This is a genomic window from Paenibacillus sp. FSL K6-1330 (genome assembly GCF_037976825.1).
GTDB lineage: Bacteria > Bacillota > Bacilli > Paenibacillales > Paenibacillaceae > Paenibacillus_AQ.
Genome location: NZ_CP150269.1, coordinates 6,549,944 through 6,564,451, shown reverse-complemented (window position 1 = coordinate 6,564,451; position 14,508 = coordinate 6,549,944). Strand labels below are relative to the sequence as shown.

Sequence of the window (14,508 nt, the reverse complement as noted above, 5' to 3'; positions counted from 1 at the left end):
CTGAAGCTAAAAGGGGGTGCACCTATGAAATCAAGATCAAAATTGATCATGCTGATTGTGGCTTCGGTCATCTTGGTGGTATGGAGCGTTCTGACGATCATTCCGATGTACTGGATGTTGATTGGCTCTGTGCAGGACACCAAATCAGCGGCTTCGTTTATCCCGAAAATGATTCCGGACGTATTTTCCGTGGCCCCGTACGAGCGTTTTTTTGGCAAAACCAACGTCATGAGATGGCTCTTTAACTCCTTATTGATCTCGTCCATCCTGACGGTGACCAACGTATTCCTGGCCTCACTCGCAGGGTATGCCTTTGCGAAGCTGAAGTTCCCAGGGAACAAAGCGGTATTTTGGGTTTTGCTCAGCACGATGATGATCCCGGCGCAAGTGACGCTGATTCCGCTCTATATTTTGATGATTGACGTATTTGATCTGGGGAATACATACACAGCTATACTTCTTCCCGGCATTGTAAGCGTGGGCAATATTTTCTTGATGAAGCAGTACATGTCATCGCTGCCTACCTCTCTGATTCATGCAGCGCGTATCGACGCTTGCGGGGAATTCGGCATCTTCTGGAAAGTCATTCTTCCGATGGCTAAACCGGGTCTTGCCGTGCTGGCGATTTTCACGTTCGTTGCATCCTGGAACGATTTCTTCTGGCCCTTCCTCGTGACCAATTCGACGGAAATGAGGACCATTCAAGTCGGTCTGGCTTCCTTCGTTTATGCGGACACGACCGATTTCGGCGCACTTATGGCTGGAGCAACCGTCGCGGCACTGCCGATGATGATCCTGTTCTTCTCGCTTCAGCGCTATTTCCTGCAAGGCATCACCATTGGAGCCGTTAAAGGCTAGAAGGAGGCAAAGTTATGGCACGCGTAGAATTCCGTAATATACGAAAAGAATTTGTAGACGACAACAAAGGGACCTTTACCGCTGTAGCGGGGTCGGACTTTGTGATCAATGATAAAGAGTTCGTGGTATTTGTCGGTCCTTCCGGCTGCGGCAAAACCACCTCGCTGCGCATGATTGCAGGCCTTGAGCGTCAGACGTCCGGCGATATCGTCATCGGCGACCGGGTGGTGAACAATCTTCATCCGAAAGACCGGGATATCGCCATGGTGTTTCAGGATTATGCGCTGTATCCGCATATGACGATTCGCGAGAATCTTTCCTTCGGCTTGAAGAACTTGAAGAAGCCCAAGGCTTATATTGAGCAAAAGGTAGCGCAGGCGGCGTCCATTCTCGGCTTGGAGTCGATGATTGACCGGAAGCCGCGCGAGCTGTCCGGTGGACAGCGTCAGCGTGTGGCGGTAGGGCGGGCCATCGTGCGCGACCCGCAGGTGTTCCTCTTTGATGAGCCGCTGTCGAACCTGGATGCGAAGCTTCGCGTGCAGATGCGGGTAGAGCTGTCTGAGCTGCACAAGCGTCTGGAAGCCACCATTGTATATGTAACGCATGATCAGGTTGAAGCGATGACGCTCGGTGAGCGGATCGTCGTGATGAACAACGGCATTATCCAGCAGATCGCATCACCAACCGAGCTGTATGCGAATCCGCAGAACATGTTCGTGGCTGGCTTTATCGGCTCCCCCCCGATGAACTTCATCGATGTGCAGAAGGAAGGAAATGTCCTCCGCATGGAAGGCGGGGCATTTACCATTCCGGACGCGATGGCGGGTGCGCTGAGCAAATACGACAATGGGCATCTTATTCTGGGGATTCGCCCTGAGCATATTACTGGCGAGGATATGCCAGGCACAACCAATCTGGATTACAAGTATTCCACCAAGGTTCAGGTCGTTGAACATCTCGGTTCTGAGAATTTGGTGTACTTCCGCGTAGGAAACCGGACCGTTACCGCGAAGGTTCATCCGGAAACGACGGGTTATCCGGGCATGGACAAAACCTTCATTTTCAATTTCGATAAAGTGCATTTCTTCGATCCTGAGACGGAGCAGCGTATCGATTGGTAAACAACGACGAAGAGGAGAGGAAAGCTATGCGCAAGCTGAATGATGTGTTGAAGAAGACCGGGGTTGAGATTTACCGTGAGATTACGGCGGTGGCCTTATACAGCATGATTACCTCGCTGGTGCTCGTAACGGTGGTTATGTTTGTGCCGCTGTGGGTAGCGCTGGTGCTGCTGCCGGTTCTGTATATGCCGCTGTTCTATGGTGTTTGTTATGCCTATCACCGCAAAACGGAGCGGGGCAAGTCCAGGCTGAAAGACGTGTTTCAAGGTGCGCTTAAAGGGCTTGGACCCGCCGTCGTCATGGGCTTCTTCTTCGTGGTGATGACATTGATTCTATGGTCCACCTGGTGGTATTACGGAGGCAAAGAGGGGATCGGCTATCTTGCGATTGGCGTGTTCCAAACTTATTTTGTTGTCATGGCGCTCATCTCCCAATTCTACACCTTTCAGCTTGTCATTCAGGAAGGGATGGGCATCTTCAAGGCCATGGCCCACAGTGTCAAGCTGTTCCTGAAGTTTCCGGCCTATACATTGGGCGCATGCTTTCAAGCCTTCTGCGTTGCGATTCCGCTGATGGTTACGGTCGTTGCCTTTGGATTTTTGTTTAACGGTATGTGGGCTATATACCAGCACAAGGTTACGTATAATGTACTGAATCCGGAAGAGGCCAAACCGGTGGAAGACGGTGTGGTAGCCTCGGAAGCGAGAGGTGTAAGCATATGATGAGAAGCAACGTGCGGAGCGGAATTGATATGCTGCCGAACATCAAGCATGAGAAATTTACGGGTCGTCGCCTTGGCGTCATCACGAATCCGACGGGGCTTACGTCGGATTTTCGTTCATCTATCGAGGTGATTGCAGGCTTACCCGAGTCCGAATTGACGGCTTTGTTTGCTTGCGAGCATGGGCTGCGCGGTCAGCTGCAGGCAGGCAAGCACGTCGATGATGAAGTGGACCCGGTATTCGGCGTGCCGGTGTACAGCCTGTATGGTTCGCGGCGTAAACCGGATGCCGACATGCTGAAGAACGTGGACACGGTCATCTTCGATATTCAAGACCTCGGTGTCCGTTTCTACACGTATTTGACCACGCTGCTCTATGTCATGGAGGCATGCGCTGAGCAAGGCAAGAGCTTGCTTGTCCTGGACCGGCCGAATCCGCTTGGCGGTGAGCGCTGTGAAGGCGGCTTGCTGCAGCCGGGATATGAATCCATGGTGGGAGGATGGCAGATTCCGATTAGCACCGGGATGACCATTGGCGAATTTGCGCGCATGGCCAATGACTTGCGGGGGACCGGATGTGATCTGGATGTGATTCAGCTCGAAGGATGGACGCGCGACATGGTCTATACCGACACGGGTCTTCCGTGGGTACCGCCTTCCCCGAACATTCCTACGATGGATACGGTGCGGCTGTACAGCGGGACCTGCTTCTTCGAAGGGACCAATCTTTCGGAAGGCAGGGGGACGACCCGGCCGTTTGAATGGATCGGTGCTCCATGGGTCAATGGAGAAGAATTGGCGAAGGCATTCAACTCGTACGGACTGCCAGGTGTGTTTGCCCATTCCATGTACATGACACCCACCTTCTCGAAGCATCAGGGCGAAGGCTGCGGCGGGGTGATGTTGTTTGTAACGAATTCGGCAAAAGTGGAAGCTGTGCGTACAGGGCTTGTGCTGCTGAACCTGGTTAGCCGAATGTACCCGGATCAGTTCCAGTGGCTTACCCCACCGGAGGGACGCAACCGGTATTTTATTGATTTACTGACGGGCAGCGAGGATGTCCGACGGCATATCCACGAAGAAGCCGGACTCCAGCGCATTGTTGCCGAATGGGGCAAGGATGCGGAGCGGTGGAGAATGATGCGGGCTCCTTACCTGCTGTATGGGGAGGCGTAAAGTATGATGTTCTCACCATGGAAGGATGGAGGGCCGACCGTTGTGGTCGGCCTGATGTCGGGCACTTCGCTTGACGGCATCGATGCGGCCATCGTCCGCATACACGGAAGCGGCCTCGAGGCATCGGTTGAACTGCTGCATTACTATAGCAAGCCATACGAACCGGAGCTCCGTCAGCGGCTGCGCGATTTGTGCAGTGAAGAGAATTCCAATAGCGCAGCTGTATGCAGTATGAATGCATACCTGGGGTATCAGTTCGGGGCGGCAGTCTTGGAAGTGGTCGCCGATGCCGGCATGCGAATCGATGAGGTGGATTTGGTAAGTTCACATGGACAGACGATCTGGCATCAGCCTGTACCTGAACAAGGTGATCCCTATGCTGTCGCTTCGACTCTACAGATCGGTGATATATCCGTTATCGCCAAGCATACCGGCAAACTTACGGTAGGAGACTTCCGTCCCGCAGATATGGCGGTTGGGGGGCAAGGGGCTCCGTTTGCTCCTTACGGAGATTTGATCCTGTTTCGGCACCCGCAGCGTGGAAGGCTGCTGCAGAACATCGGCGGGATCGGCAATTGCTCGGCGCTGCCCGCAGGGGCGGATCCTGCGGATGTGCTGGCCTTTGATACCGGGCCCGGCAATATGATCATGGATGCTGTAGTCCATATGCTGTCCGGAGGGCAGCTTTCGTATGACGACAGCGGAACATGGGCTGCCCGAGGCAACCCGGATCAGGCCTTGTTAAGCGAGATGATGGAGCATCCTTATTTTCACGCCGAGCCGCCCAAATCAACGGGAAGAGAATGGTTTGGTCATAATTATGCGATTTCATTTCTGGAACAAGCCAGGCTCAGGAAGCTTTCGGATGAGGACGTGATGGCAACGGCTACGGCGTTTACCGCCCATACTATTGCGGACAGCTATGTGAGATACGTGTTTCCTCGTTACAAGATCGATGAAGTGATCGTGACCGGCGGAGGAGCCCACAACAAGACGCTGCTCTCCATGTTAAGCGAGCTGCTGCCGGAACAGAAAGTCATGACCTCCAAGGCGCTGGGCTTTGATGACGATGCCAAAGAAGCCGTCATTTTTGCACTCTTAGGCAATGACTTCATGCTCGGTGTTCCTAACAATTTGCCTGCGGCGACGGGAGCCGATCGCCCAACCGTTATGGGGAAGCTGGCCCTGCCATAGCGGAGGAAGCAACCGTGCATAAACCTGTGCTTAGTCCGAACATAAACCCGAGCATAACCGTTCATTAAAGACCGCGGGACGGTAATGCCAAGCGATGGTGGATAGATAATGTTAAACAGCGATTAGATAAGTAAATTGATTATTTTTTGTTGTAGTCAAACCCGTATAGGGGAGGGGGAAACAACGTGCTGGAATCTGTTATTCGCGAGCAGCTGGCCGCCGTGGTTGGCGGAAAGTGGTTCAAGGACGATCCGGAAAGTCTCGTCTCTTACAGTTATGATGCTACGCCGCTATATCAAGCGATGCCGGACGGGGTTATCTTTCCTGGAAGCACGCAGGAAGTATCCGACATCGTTAAAATTTGCTCAAAACACCGCATACCCGTTATTACGCGGGGGGCTGGCAGCAATCTGTGCGGAGGGACCATTCCGCTTCAGGGCGGTCTGATTGTGGTCATGACCCGAATGAATAAGCTGCTGGAGATCGATGCCGATAACCTGACCGCGACCTTCCAGACCGGTTTGAATACAAAGCAGTTTCATCTGGCGGTTGAACAGACAGGGCTGTTCTATCCTCCGGATCCAAGCAGCATGATTATCTGCACGATGGGCGGTAATATCGCTCTGGGAGCTGGCGGGCTGCGCGGCTTGAAGTATGGAACGACCAAGGATTATGTCCTTGGCCTGGAAGCCGTATTGCCGGATGGCAGCATCCTGCGTACGGGCGGCAAGCTGGTGAAGGACGCGGCAGGGTATGATTTGACCCGACTGTTGGTAGGATCAGGCGGTACGCTAGCCATTCTGACCGAGGCCACGGTTAAGTTGATTCCTAAGCCTTCATACAGGAAGGCGATGGTTGCCGTCTACGACGATCTTAACGCGGCGGCCCGAACGGTTTCGAATATTATAGCGAATCATATTTTCCCGTGTACCTTGGAATTCATGGATCAGCCGACCCTCCAGGTGGTTGAGGAATTTGCCAAAATCGGACTGCCGGTTCACGCCAAAGCGATGCTGGCGATCGAGCAGGACGGCAATGTCGATGATGTGGAGCGGGATCTAAAGAAGCTGGAGGAGATATGTCTCGCTTCTGGCGCGGTTCAGCTCAACATCGCCAAGACACCAGAGGAGGGTGCGAAGGTAATGGAGGCGAGACGGAGCGCGCTTGCCGCGCTATCCCGATTGCGGCCGACCACGATCTTGGAGGACGCGACGGTTCCGCGTTCGAAAATTGCGGACATGGTGCTTGAAGTTCAGCGTATCGCCCAGAAATACGACGTGCAGATTTGCACATTCGGCCATGCTGGGGATGGCAATCTGCATCCGACCGCGATGACGGATGCCCGTGACCCGGAAGAGATTCACCGCGTGGAGCAGGCATTCGCCGAAATCTTTGAGGTGGCGATTGCCATGGGGGGCACCATTACCGGTGAGCATGGCGTCGGTATCGTGAAGGCTCCATACCTGGAATGGAAGGTGGGCCAAGCCGGCATCAAGATGATGAAATCCATTAAGGATGCGATTGATCCGCACCAGATCATGAATCCCGGCAAGTTGTTTGCGGAAACCCGGAAGCGAATTGTCTTCCAGGAGCGGACAGAGCAGGCGGAGCGGACAGAGCGGGACTCAGCTTCGGATCAGGATCAGAAGATCGAAACATCGTGAGAGGAGGCGAACGCGCATGAGTTCAACCCATGAGAAGCTTGCACAATCGTTAAAGTTGACGCTGGATGAGGATCAATTGACGAATTGTATGCGTTGCGGGTTTTGCCAGACCGCCTGTCCGACCTTCCTCGAGACAGGGCTCGAAGCTGCCTCCCCCCGCGGGCGGATTGCGCTTATGAAAGCGGTTGTGGATGGTTTGATGGAGCCGGATGAGAGCTTTCGGAGCCAGATGGATCTATGTCTGGGCTGCAGAGCCTGTGAGCCTGCTTGTCCTTCCGATGTGAAATATGGTCAGCTGATCGAGCAGACCCGGGCGGCGATTGCGGCCGAGAAGCCTTATTCGCTGCCGGTACGAGTCGTCCGTAAGACGTTCCTGCAAGGGATATTCCCGCATCGCGGAAGACTAAAGCTGATCGGCAAGACGCTTTCGTTCTACCAGAAATCCGGCCTTCAAAAGTTTGCGCGCAGTTCCGGAGCCATGAAGCTGTTTCCCGACCATCTCCAACAGCTGGAGAAGGCGCTGCCTCCCGTAACGGGCGACGGCCTGGAAGAGCTGTGGAGCAAGGCTGGCTTGCCCTACCGCCGCGAGACGACAGACAGCGGTTCAAGGCTAATGGTTATCCCTGCGGCTGGGGCTAAGGTTGGCCGGGTCGGGATGTTCCGTGGCTGCATTATGGATGTCATGTTTGCATCCACGAACGTGAACACCGTACGGCTGCTGCGGCAGGCCGGGTTCGAAATTGTCATTCCGGAGGAGCAGGTATGCTGCGGAGCGCTGCATGCGCATGCTGGTGAGATGGGCGATGCCAAGCAGTTGGCCGGTCAGAACATATGGGCTTTCGGGGAAGCGGACGTGGATTACATTGCAAGCAATGCAGGAGGCTGTGGCGCACTACTGAAGGAATACGATCATCTGATGCATGCAGAACCGGATGAGCGGCTTCAGCAAGCGGCGATTCGTTTTGCAGATCAGGTGAAGGACATCTCCGAGCTGCTGCACAGCCTCGGTCGGCCGCTTACGCCGATTCAGGCGGAAAACCCGCAGAACGAGGCCATAACCGTCACCTATCAGGACTCTTGCCACTTGCGCAATGTGATGAGGGTGCAAGGCGAGCCGCGACAGCTGATGGAGCTGCTTCCGGCTGTACAGATGTGCGAGCTTCAGGGGGCCGAGGTATGCTGCGGTTCCGCCGGCATTTATAATTTGACCCAGACGGAAATGTCGACCACGCTTCTGGATCACAAGATGGAACATGTGGAGGCTACCGGAGCCAAGGTCATCGTGACTTCGAACCCGGGATGCCTGCTGCAGATGAAGTGGGGGATCGAGCGTGCCGGTAAACAAAATGGCGTAGAGGCCGTTCATCTTGTGGATTTTCTGGCTGAGCAGGTGCTGATTGAGGATAAGCCTGACTAATTGTACAAATTGGGGCAACTTCATGGTCATTATGATCGTGGGGATGCCCTTTTTAGCCTGATTATCATAATTCAGGGTGTCTGTTGCGGCCATTTATTATATATAATGGTTCCGAACCTGCATTAATCTTATCAGTACTATGATATAAGGATCGATATAGTGATATAAGGCAACGAACCGGTTTACATCGTTTCCTATCAAAGGTATGGTAGACCGATGAGGGGAGTTCTCCCTCACTGGGTTCACATTAGTACGTATAAGCAAAAATGCAATCATGCGAGGAGGAAAGCGATACCATGAAAGAGAGCTTTGATCCGTCACTCATAGACCGATTGGAAAGTCCCGAAAGGAAGAAGGAGTTACCGGCATCTTCGCTGCTAGAGAAGCTCCAAGTGAGCGGCGGGGTGGATGTCCTTGACATCGGGGCAGGTACCGGCTATTTTTCCATACCGGCAGCCGAGTTAACGAAAGGCACGGTTTACGCGCTGGATACCGAGCCAGCCATGCTGGACATGATGCGGGGGCGTGCACAGGAACAGGGACTCACGAATATTAAGGTGATGGAAGGCATGTTGGAAAAGCTTCCCCTCCAGGATGAAGCTGTGGATCGAGTCATCGCTTCCCTGATCCTTCATATCACCGATCAACTGGAGGAGTCCATCCGCCAGATGGCAAGAGTGCTGCGACCAGGAGGACGATGCTTGTGTCTGGAGTGGCAGGAGGACCCAGCCGAGAAGCGGGTTCCCCGTCCGAACCGGGTTGATCCGCATGTGATGAAGGTTTTGTTGGAGCAAGCTGGGCTGCATGTGGAAGGCATCGAGTATCCTACAGAGCGTCATTATCTGATCATCGCCAGTAAATAGCGAATGTCGATGAAGCCTCTTGCTGGATGGACTCTCCCCTTAAATCGACCGCCGTCTAGCGCCGCCTCACCACGTTTTGTGGAGGTCGGATCTCAGATCGGTGCATATATTGATACATCTGGAACATTTTGGGGGAGGGGGCCGTCTAAGGTTTGAGGTGATTCATTGATGAGAAAATCCATGGTTATGATCCTGCTTAGCTGCTTGCTGCTGCTCGTGAGTCTGTACACGGTCAAACCAGCCAACGTATTTGCCTGTTCTTGTGCAGGACCGCCTACGGTTGAGGAGAGCTTGGAACGGAGTGCAGCGATATTTGCAGGCAAAGTGACCAAGCTGGTTGGCCCGAAGCCCAAGCTGGTGATGTCATCCGCAGATCCGGTTCATGTTATGTTAGAGGTAACGGAAGTATGGAAGGGCGAATTGGCCGGGATGACGGAGCTTACAACAGCTATGTCATCAGCCAGCTGCGGTTATGATCAATTTGCCGTAGGGAGCGAATTCCTGGTGTTCGCATCTGTAGAATCGGGTCAGCTGAGAACAGGGATGTGTGATGGTACGAAGCTCCTCTCCACCGCAGGCAAAGAGTTAACCGAGCTTGGAGATGGATACCCTCCGGAAGATGCATCTGCTCGGGGATCAGGGCCCGATACGTTTGCCGAGGGCGTGCCTTCAGGTGAAGGTCAGAATTCAGGACAATCTCCATTCTTACTGAAGCCCGTCTTGGGGGGAGTTGCAGTAGTGCTGCTGGCAGCGGGGGTATGGCTTTATTTTTGGAGGAAGAAAAGAGAAAAATAAAGGGAATGTAAAATGTATACTCCTGTAACCTATTTCTGAGTTGAAACTTTATCGCCGATTGTCGGGGTAAAGTTTTTTTGTTTCCTTTGGTCTTTTGATACGTATGTATGGTAGAGCTTGCGATATTGCGGTTGAGGTGATTTTGGCTGCCATTGCCCTTGCTCTGACGCTGCCGGAACCCGGCCTCACGAATATCGGGGGCATGGACGGCGAATAATGAATATAGGAAAAAAGAGAGGAATTGTGATCTCGCGTGTAAAATTATCGTTTCTGCGCAACCTTACATTATAATTTATGATACGAGGAGAAACGATTGTCATTGAATAAATGAAGTTCGAAGTTAGATAAAATGCTGCCTGCCCTGATTCTGTTTATGGTTATGGAGAGTCATATGACTTTCTGGGTTACAGCCGAGCTGAAGCTGCCTCCGAGGATACAGCAAGCATACGCTACCGTTCCGGTGCCCGCCCGCGTATAAACAGAAGGAAGACATTCCTAACGGAAATGATTGAGGTTCCCTTGGCTTAGGAGTAGAATAAGATGAGGTAGGGCGCTTTTCGCTTTTCTTTTTTTGGATACAAGACAAGAAGAAAAAGCAGATACACCTTGTGATTTGTGAATCAGCCTTATTGGCCGGGGAGTGAGGAGAGGCAGGTGCCTGTCTTCAAGAATCTTCGGTCAGCTAAGGCTTTTTGATTTGAATAGGAGATAACAGCCATATGAGAAGGAGTGAGCAGGATTGATAATCCTCAAAACACAAGAACAAATCGCCAAGATGAATAAAGCGGGGGACATTCTCGCCGAATGCCACCGGCAGATTGCCAAGATGATCAAACCGGGCGTGACAACACTGGAGATTGATCAATTTGTCGAGCGGTTTCTGGCAGAGCGCGGCGCGACACCGGAGCAGAAGGGGTATCACGGATATCCCTTTGCCACATGCGCATCGGTTAATGACGTAATTTGCCATGGTTTTCCGAGCCATGAGCCATTGAAGGACGGGGATATCGTTACCATTGATATGGTGGTGAAGTATGATGGCTGGCTCGCCGATTCTGCTTGGTCCTATCCGGTTGGAAACGTGTCCGAGGAAGCGCAGCATCTGCTGGATGTAACGAAGAAATCCCTGTATCTCGGCATTGAGCAAGCGGTGATCGGCAATCGAATCGGAGACATCTCCCATGCGATTCAAACCTATGCGGAATCCCAAAATTTATCGGTCGTCCGCCACTTCGTGGGGCATGCCATCGGCGAAAATATGCATGAGGAGCCGCAAGTACCCCATTACGGCCCACCTAATCGCGGGACACGACTTAAAGAGGGCATGGTCATCACCATTGAACCGATGCTGAATCTTGGCACATATCAATGCAAGATCGATTCAGACGGATGGACCGCGAGAACGGTAGATGGCAAATGGTCCGCGCAGTATGAGCATACGCTCGCCATCACAAAGGATGGCCCAGTGATTCTGACGGAACAATAAGATGCGACTCCGTAGGGGCTAACGCTCCCTATGGAGCCGTCGGACGGTATAAGCTATAAAGCTCTATTCATGGCTTAAAAGAAATGCTCCAACGGAGCAGGCGGAATTGTTCTGGAGAAACGAAAGTGGTCGCCTTTACCCCCGGATTTCAACGATATAAATCGTGATTCAAGGGAAATCTGGGGGCAACAGCGATCGGAAGGACAATCCGCATTCGGAGAGATGAGGTATCATGCAGAATTGGTCATCTGAGAATAATCGCAAGTGAATTTCTCTTTAAGGGCTTAAAAGAAATGCTCCAACGGAGCAGGCGGAATTGTTCTGTAGAAGCGCAGCGTTCGCCTTTGCCCCCGGATTTCAACGATATAAATCGTGATTCAAGGGAAATCTGGGGGCAACAGCGATCGGAAGGACAATCCGCATGCGGAGTGTTGCAACAGTGATCGGAAGGACACTCCGCATGCGGAGTGTTGCATCAGCTCTCAGAATTCGTCTTTGAATAGACTACGATTCGACATCTGCGAATACGCGATCAATGAATAGACGCCAATCCCAGTTTTTCTTATAATAGAGTAATCACTTTACAAGCGAAGGGAACATGGAACATGACGATACGAAAAGCACTAACAGTAGCGGGCTCCGATACGAGTGGCGGCGCTGGCATCCAGGCTGACCTGAAGACGTTTCAGGAATTTGACGTATACGGTATGACCGCACTTACCACGATTGTCTGCATGGAACCAAAGACATGGGACCATCAGGTTTTCCCGGTGGCGCTAGATATTGTAGAAACGCAGCTGAAAACCGTCCTCGAGGGCATTGGCATCGACGCCATGAAGACCGGCATGCTCGGATCCGTAGAGATCATCGAGCTTGTGTCCCAGTATATCGACCGCTATAATCTGGAACGAATTGTCATCGATCCGGTGATGGTCTGCAAAGGCACGGATGAAGTGCTGCAGCCGGAAAATACGGAAGCGATGCTGGAGTTCCTTCTCCCGCGCGCCGATCTGGTAACACCAAATCTGTTCGAGGCGTCCCAACTGGCTAAGTCCGGCCCGATTACAACACTGGATCAAATGCAGGAGGCTGCGGCCATTATTCATGAGCGCGGCGCGAAGAATGTGCTGATTAAAGATAGAGGCAAGATCCGCGAAGGCAAAGCGATGGACCTGCTCTATGACGGAAACAGCTTTGAATGGTTCGAGGCTGATACGATCGTAACGAAGTACACCCATGGCGCAGGCTGCACGTCATCCGCTTCCATTACAGCTAATCTTGCTAAAGGCTTGACCGTTCGCGAGTCGGTACAGCAAGCGAAGGCATTCATTACCCAAGCCATCTCCAATGGCTTCCCGCTGAATGAATTCGTAGGTCCGACAAGACATTCCGCGCATCGCAGTTTATCTGCAAATTAAACAAAATACATTTTTTTGCAAGCTTATTCAAGCGTGGTATTCGGTTTGCAGAAAGTGACAAAAAAACCTTTCTTCTTGGAAGAAAGGTTTTTTTGTTGTTAGTTGAACTCGCTGCATATAGTGTATAGGAGCAAAGGCATGCTTCGTTCTACGCGTTTTTTCCGAAAGGGATACAGCGGCTTAGGTCCTTTCCAGTATAATTATGTGCTATACTTTATAAAGGGTCTGATAGAAAAGGAAGAAAATGTTTAGGGGTTGAGACATGTTTCAGGACATTTTGGAATTTTTAAAAAATTTTGGTCCATGGGGATTGTTTATTCATTCGTTTGCTGATGCTGTAATTTTTCCGGTTCCCGCCTTTTTTCTGCAGGTTTCGCTAAGCATCATGCATCCGCAGAATGCGTTGTGGCTTGCAACGTATGGCTTTATCGGGTGCTTGCTGGGGACGCCGCTGGGTTATTTAATCGGAAAGCTGCTTGGGAAGTCGGTACTATACAAGATTTTGAAAAAAGAGTGGATTGACTCTGCTACGAACATGTTTCAGAAAAACGGCGAGGCCGCCATATTGATTGGTTCCTTCACGCCGGTACCCTTTAAGGTGTTCACGATTCTATCGGGGTGCTTGAACTTCCCGTTATGGAGACTTCTTGCTTATGCCGCTATAGGCAGAGCTACCAAGTTTTATGTGGTAGGTACCTTGTTTTACCTGTACGGTAACGCGGCAGAAGGTATGGTTAAGGATGTATCGTTATATATTGCGCTTATTGCGGTTCCGCTTCTGTTGATTGGTGTGTACTTTAACCGCAAACGCAAGCGTAAGAAAATGGAGCAGGAAAAGCTGGTTGAATCTACTATCGAATCTAGCCCCGCTGTGGTCGAAAAGACGGTGCTGGAGCAGGCGTCGGACCAGACTCCATCCGCTTAATGCTAAACATGACGCGGGGGGTTACCCCCGCGAGGAATATACAAAAAAGCAGCCGGGTGAGAGCCCGGCTGCTTTTTTTCAAGGTATCAGAGAAACATATTTATATGATAACTACATATTTCAGTATTAACCCGTTTTTCCGAATCTGAAGAACTTGCCTCGGCCTTTCGTTGTCACAGGAGTAAACGTCGGTGATGGGGATAGCGGGGATGTCATGTCTTGAGCAAGATACCCGTGGAGAGGTCCACGGTAGACTTCATTCAACTGTGATGAATGGGAGAAATCCTCCGGCGTTACAAGATGACAAGGCTTGTTCACAGGCCGCAGGCCTGCTTGCTCCAGCACCGTAGCAACAAAGTGGGAGCAGAAGAAAGCATCGTCACGATCAATATGAATCCGAAACAATATACCCAGCAGCCCTAGCAGATTATATTTGTAGCGGTCCTGATCACGCATCATCTCTTTGACAAGGTTGTGCATGCGTTGATAGTCTTCATTACTAACGCGGAAACGATATACCGCACATTCCGAAGTGTAGAAGAAGGGGTCGCGTAGATTCTCGCGAACTAAACCGCCGTCAAACGGGTTGTTCGCCTTCTTTCGCCCAAAGCTGTACACTTCGCGTAATTCGGAATCAAACGCGATGGATGCATGGTTGAGTGGGGCCTTCGTGAAATATTGGATCATTCTGCTGAACCAGGTGCCCGTGCCTGTAAGCACAATCCAAATATCTTGTTCCGTGTACATACTCGCAAACTCCTTTGTTAACGGTCCTAACGACTAGCAATTGTAAATGACTTGCTTTCTTTCACAATAAACGAAAAAGCCATAGCGTTCAAGTCAAAAAAAACCATTTTCTCTCAGTTTTAA

General features: G+C 51.7%; 13 protein-coding genes. 12 read left to right on the top strand and 1 reads right to left on the bottom strand.

The features are described 5' to 3' along the window. Positions 1-24: 24 nt before the first annotated feature. From NYE54_RS29960 to NYE54_RS29905, 12 genes are all read left to right on the top strand, one after another. The gene (locus tag NYE54_RS29960) at positions 25-858 is read left to right on the top strand and encodes a carbohydrate ABC transporter permease (protein WP_076325335.1); all 834 of its coding nucleotides are present in this window, start codon (positions 25-27) and stop codon (positions 856-858) included. A gap of 14 nt (positions 859-872) precedes the next feature. Next, a complete protein-coding gene (gene ugpC, locus NYE54_RS29955; protein WP_215161917.1) occupies positions 873-1,979 on the top strand; it encodes a sn-glycerol-3-phosphate ABC transporter ATP-binding protein UgpC in 1,107 nt (368 codons plus the stop codon). Between the two features lie 26 nt (positions 1,980-2,005). Beyond that, positions 2,006-2,701 (top strand): hypothetical protein, encoded by a 696-nt coding sequence (locus tag NYE54_RS29950; RefSeq protein ID WP_339268205.1) that lies wholly within the window; start codon positions 2,006-2,008, stop codon positions 2,699-2,701. Then, positions 2,698-3,876, top strand: a complete 1,179-nt coding sequence (locus tag NYE54_RS29945; RefSeq protein WP_339268203.1) for a DUF1343 domain-containing protein — start codon at positions 2,698-2,700, stop codon at positions 3,874-3,876. The genes NYE54_RS29950 and NYE54_RS29945 overlap by 4 nt, the downstream gene beginning before the upstream one ends. A gap of 3 nt (positions 3,877-3,879) precedes the next feature. Further along, positions 3,880-5,070 (top strand): anhydro-N-acetylmuramic acid kinase, encoded by a 1,191-nt coding sequence (locus tag NYE54_RS29940; RefSeq protein WP_339268201.1) that lies wholly within the window; start codon positions 3,880-3,882, stop codon positions 5,068-5,070. A 185-nt stretch (positions 5,071-5,255) separates the two neighbouring features. Then, positions 5,256-6,734: an FAD-linked oxidase C-terminal domain-containing protein gene (locus tag NYE54_RS29935; protein ID WP_339268199.1), complete on the top strand. Its 1,479-nt coding sequence runs from the start codon at positions 5,256-5,258 to the stop codon at positions 6,732-6,734. A 16-nt stretch (positions 6,735-6,750) separates the two neighbouring features. After that, on the top strand, positions 6,751-8,151 hold the full coding sequence (locus NYE54_RS29930; RefSeq protein ID WP_339268197.1) for a (Fe-S)-binding protein: 1,401 nt from the start codon (positions 6,751-6,753) through the stop codon (positions 8,149-8,151). 296 nt (positions 8,152-8,447) lie between these two features. Next, a complete protein-coding gene (locus tag NYE54_RS29925) occupies positions 8,448-9,014 on the top strand; it encodes a class I SAM-dependent methyltransferase (RefSeq protein WP_339268195.1) in 567 nt (188 codons plus the stop codon). A 168-nt stretch (positions 9,015-9,182) separates the two neighbouring features. Further along, complete coding sequence (locus NYE54_RS29920; protein WP_339268194.1) at positions 9,183-9,809, top strand: hypothetical protein; 627 nt, start codon at positions 9,183-9,185, stop codon at positions 9,807-9,809. Positions 9,810-10,548: 739 nt separating this feature from the next. Then, on the top strand, positions 10,549-11,295 hold the full coding sequence (gene map / locus NYE54_RS29915) for a type I methionyl aminopeptidase (RefSeq protein ID WP_076325344.1): 747 nt from the start codon (positions 10,549-10,551) through the stop codon (positions 11,293-11,295). A gap of 605 nt (positions 11,296-11,900) precedes the next feature. After that, the gene (gene pdxK, locus NYE54_RS29910) at positions 11,901-12,713 is read left to right on the top strand and encodes a pyridoxine/pyridoxal/pyridoxamine kinase (protein ID WP_076325345.1); all 813 of its coding nucleotides are present in this window, start codon (positions 11,901-11,903) and stop codon (positions 12,711-12,713) included. A gap of 262 nt (positions 12,714-12,975) precedes the next feature. Then, positions 12,976-13,638 carry a VTT domain-containing protein gene (locus tag NYE54_RS29905; protein WP_339268192.1) on the top strand — a complete coding sequence of 221 codons (663 nt, stop codon included), beginning with the start codon at positions 12,976-12,978 and terminating at the stop codon, positions 13,636-13,638. Between the two features lie 126 nt (positions 13,639-13,764). Here NYE54_RS29905 and NYE54_RS29900 read toward each other — a convergent pair whose 3' ends face one another. Then, positions 13,765-14,385, bottom strand: a complete 621-nt coding sequence (locus NYE54_RS29900; RefSeq protein ID WP_098749017.1) for a hypothetical protein — start codon at positions 14,383-14,385, stop codon at positions 13,765-13,767. Between the last annotated feature and the right edge of the window lie 123 nt (positions 14,386-14,508).

Excerpts from the sequence above, each read along its gene's own strand:
- NYE54_RS29960 (WP_076325335.1), top strand. The coding sequence starts at position 25 with ATGAAATCAAGATCAAAATTGATCATGCTGATTGTGGCTTCGGTCATC.
- ugpC (WP_215161917.1), top strand. The coding sequence starts at position 873 with ATGGCACGCGTAGAATTCCGTAATATACGAAAAGAATTTGTAGACGAC.
- NYE54_RS29950 (WP_339268205.1), top strand. The coding sequence starts at position 2,006 with ATGCGCAAGCTGAATGATGTGTTGAAGAAGACCGGGGTTGAGATTTAC.
- NYE54_RS29945 (WP_339268203.1), top strand. The coding sequence starts at position 2,698 with ATGATGAGAAGCAACGTGCGGAGCGGAATTGATATGCTGCCGAACATC.
- NYE54_RS29940 (WP_339268201.1), top strand. The coding sequence starts at position 3,880 with ATGATGTTCTCACCATGGAAGGATGGAGGGCCGACCGTTGTGGTCGGC.
- NYE54_RS29930 (WP_339268197.1), top strand. The coding sequence starts at position 6,751 with ATGAGTTCAACCCATGAGAAGCTTGCACAATCGTTAAAGTTGACGCTG.
- NYE54_RS29925 (WP_339268195.1), top strand. The coding sequence starts at position 8,448 with ATGAAAGAGAGCTTTGATCCGTCACTCATAGACCGATTGGAAAGTCCC.
- NYE54_RS29920 (WP_339268194.1), top strand. The coding sequence starts at position 9,183 with ATGAGAAAATCCATGGTTATGATCCTGCTTAGCTGCTTGCTGCTGCTC.
- pdxK (WP_076325345.1), top strand. The coding sequence starts at position 11,901 with ATGACGATACGAAAAGCACTAACAGTAGCGGGCTCCGATACGAGTGGC.
- NYE54_RS29905 (WP_339268192.1), top strand. The coding sequence starts at position 12,976 with ATGTTTCAGGACATTTTGGAATTTTTAAAAAATTTTGGTCCATGGGGA.
- NYE54_RS29900 (WP_098749017.1), bottom strand. The coding sequence starts at position 14,385 with ATGTACACGGAACAAGATATTTGGATTGTGCTTACAGGCACGGGCACC.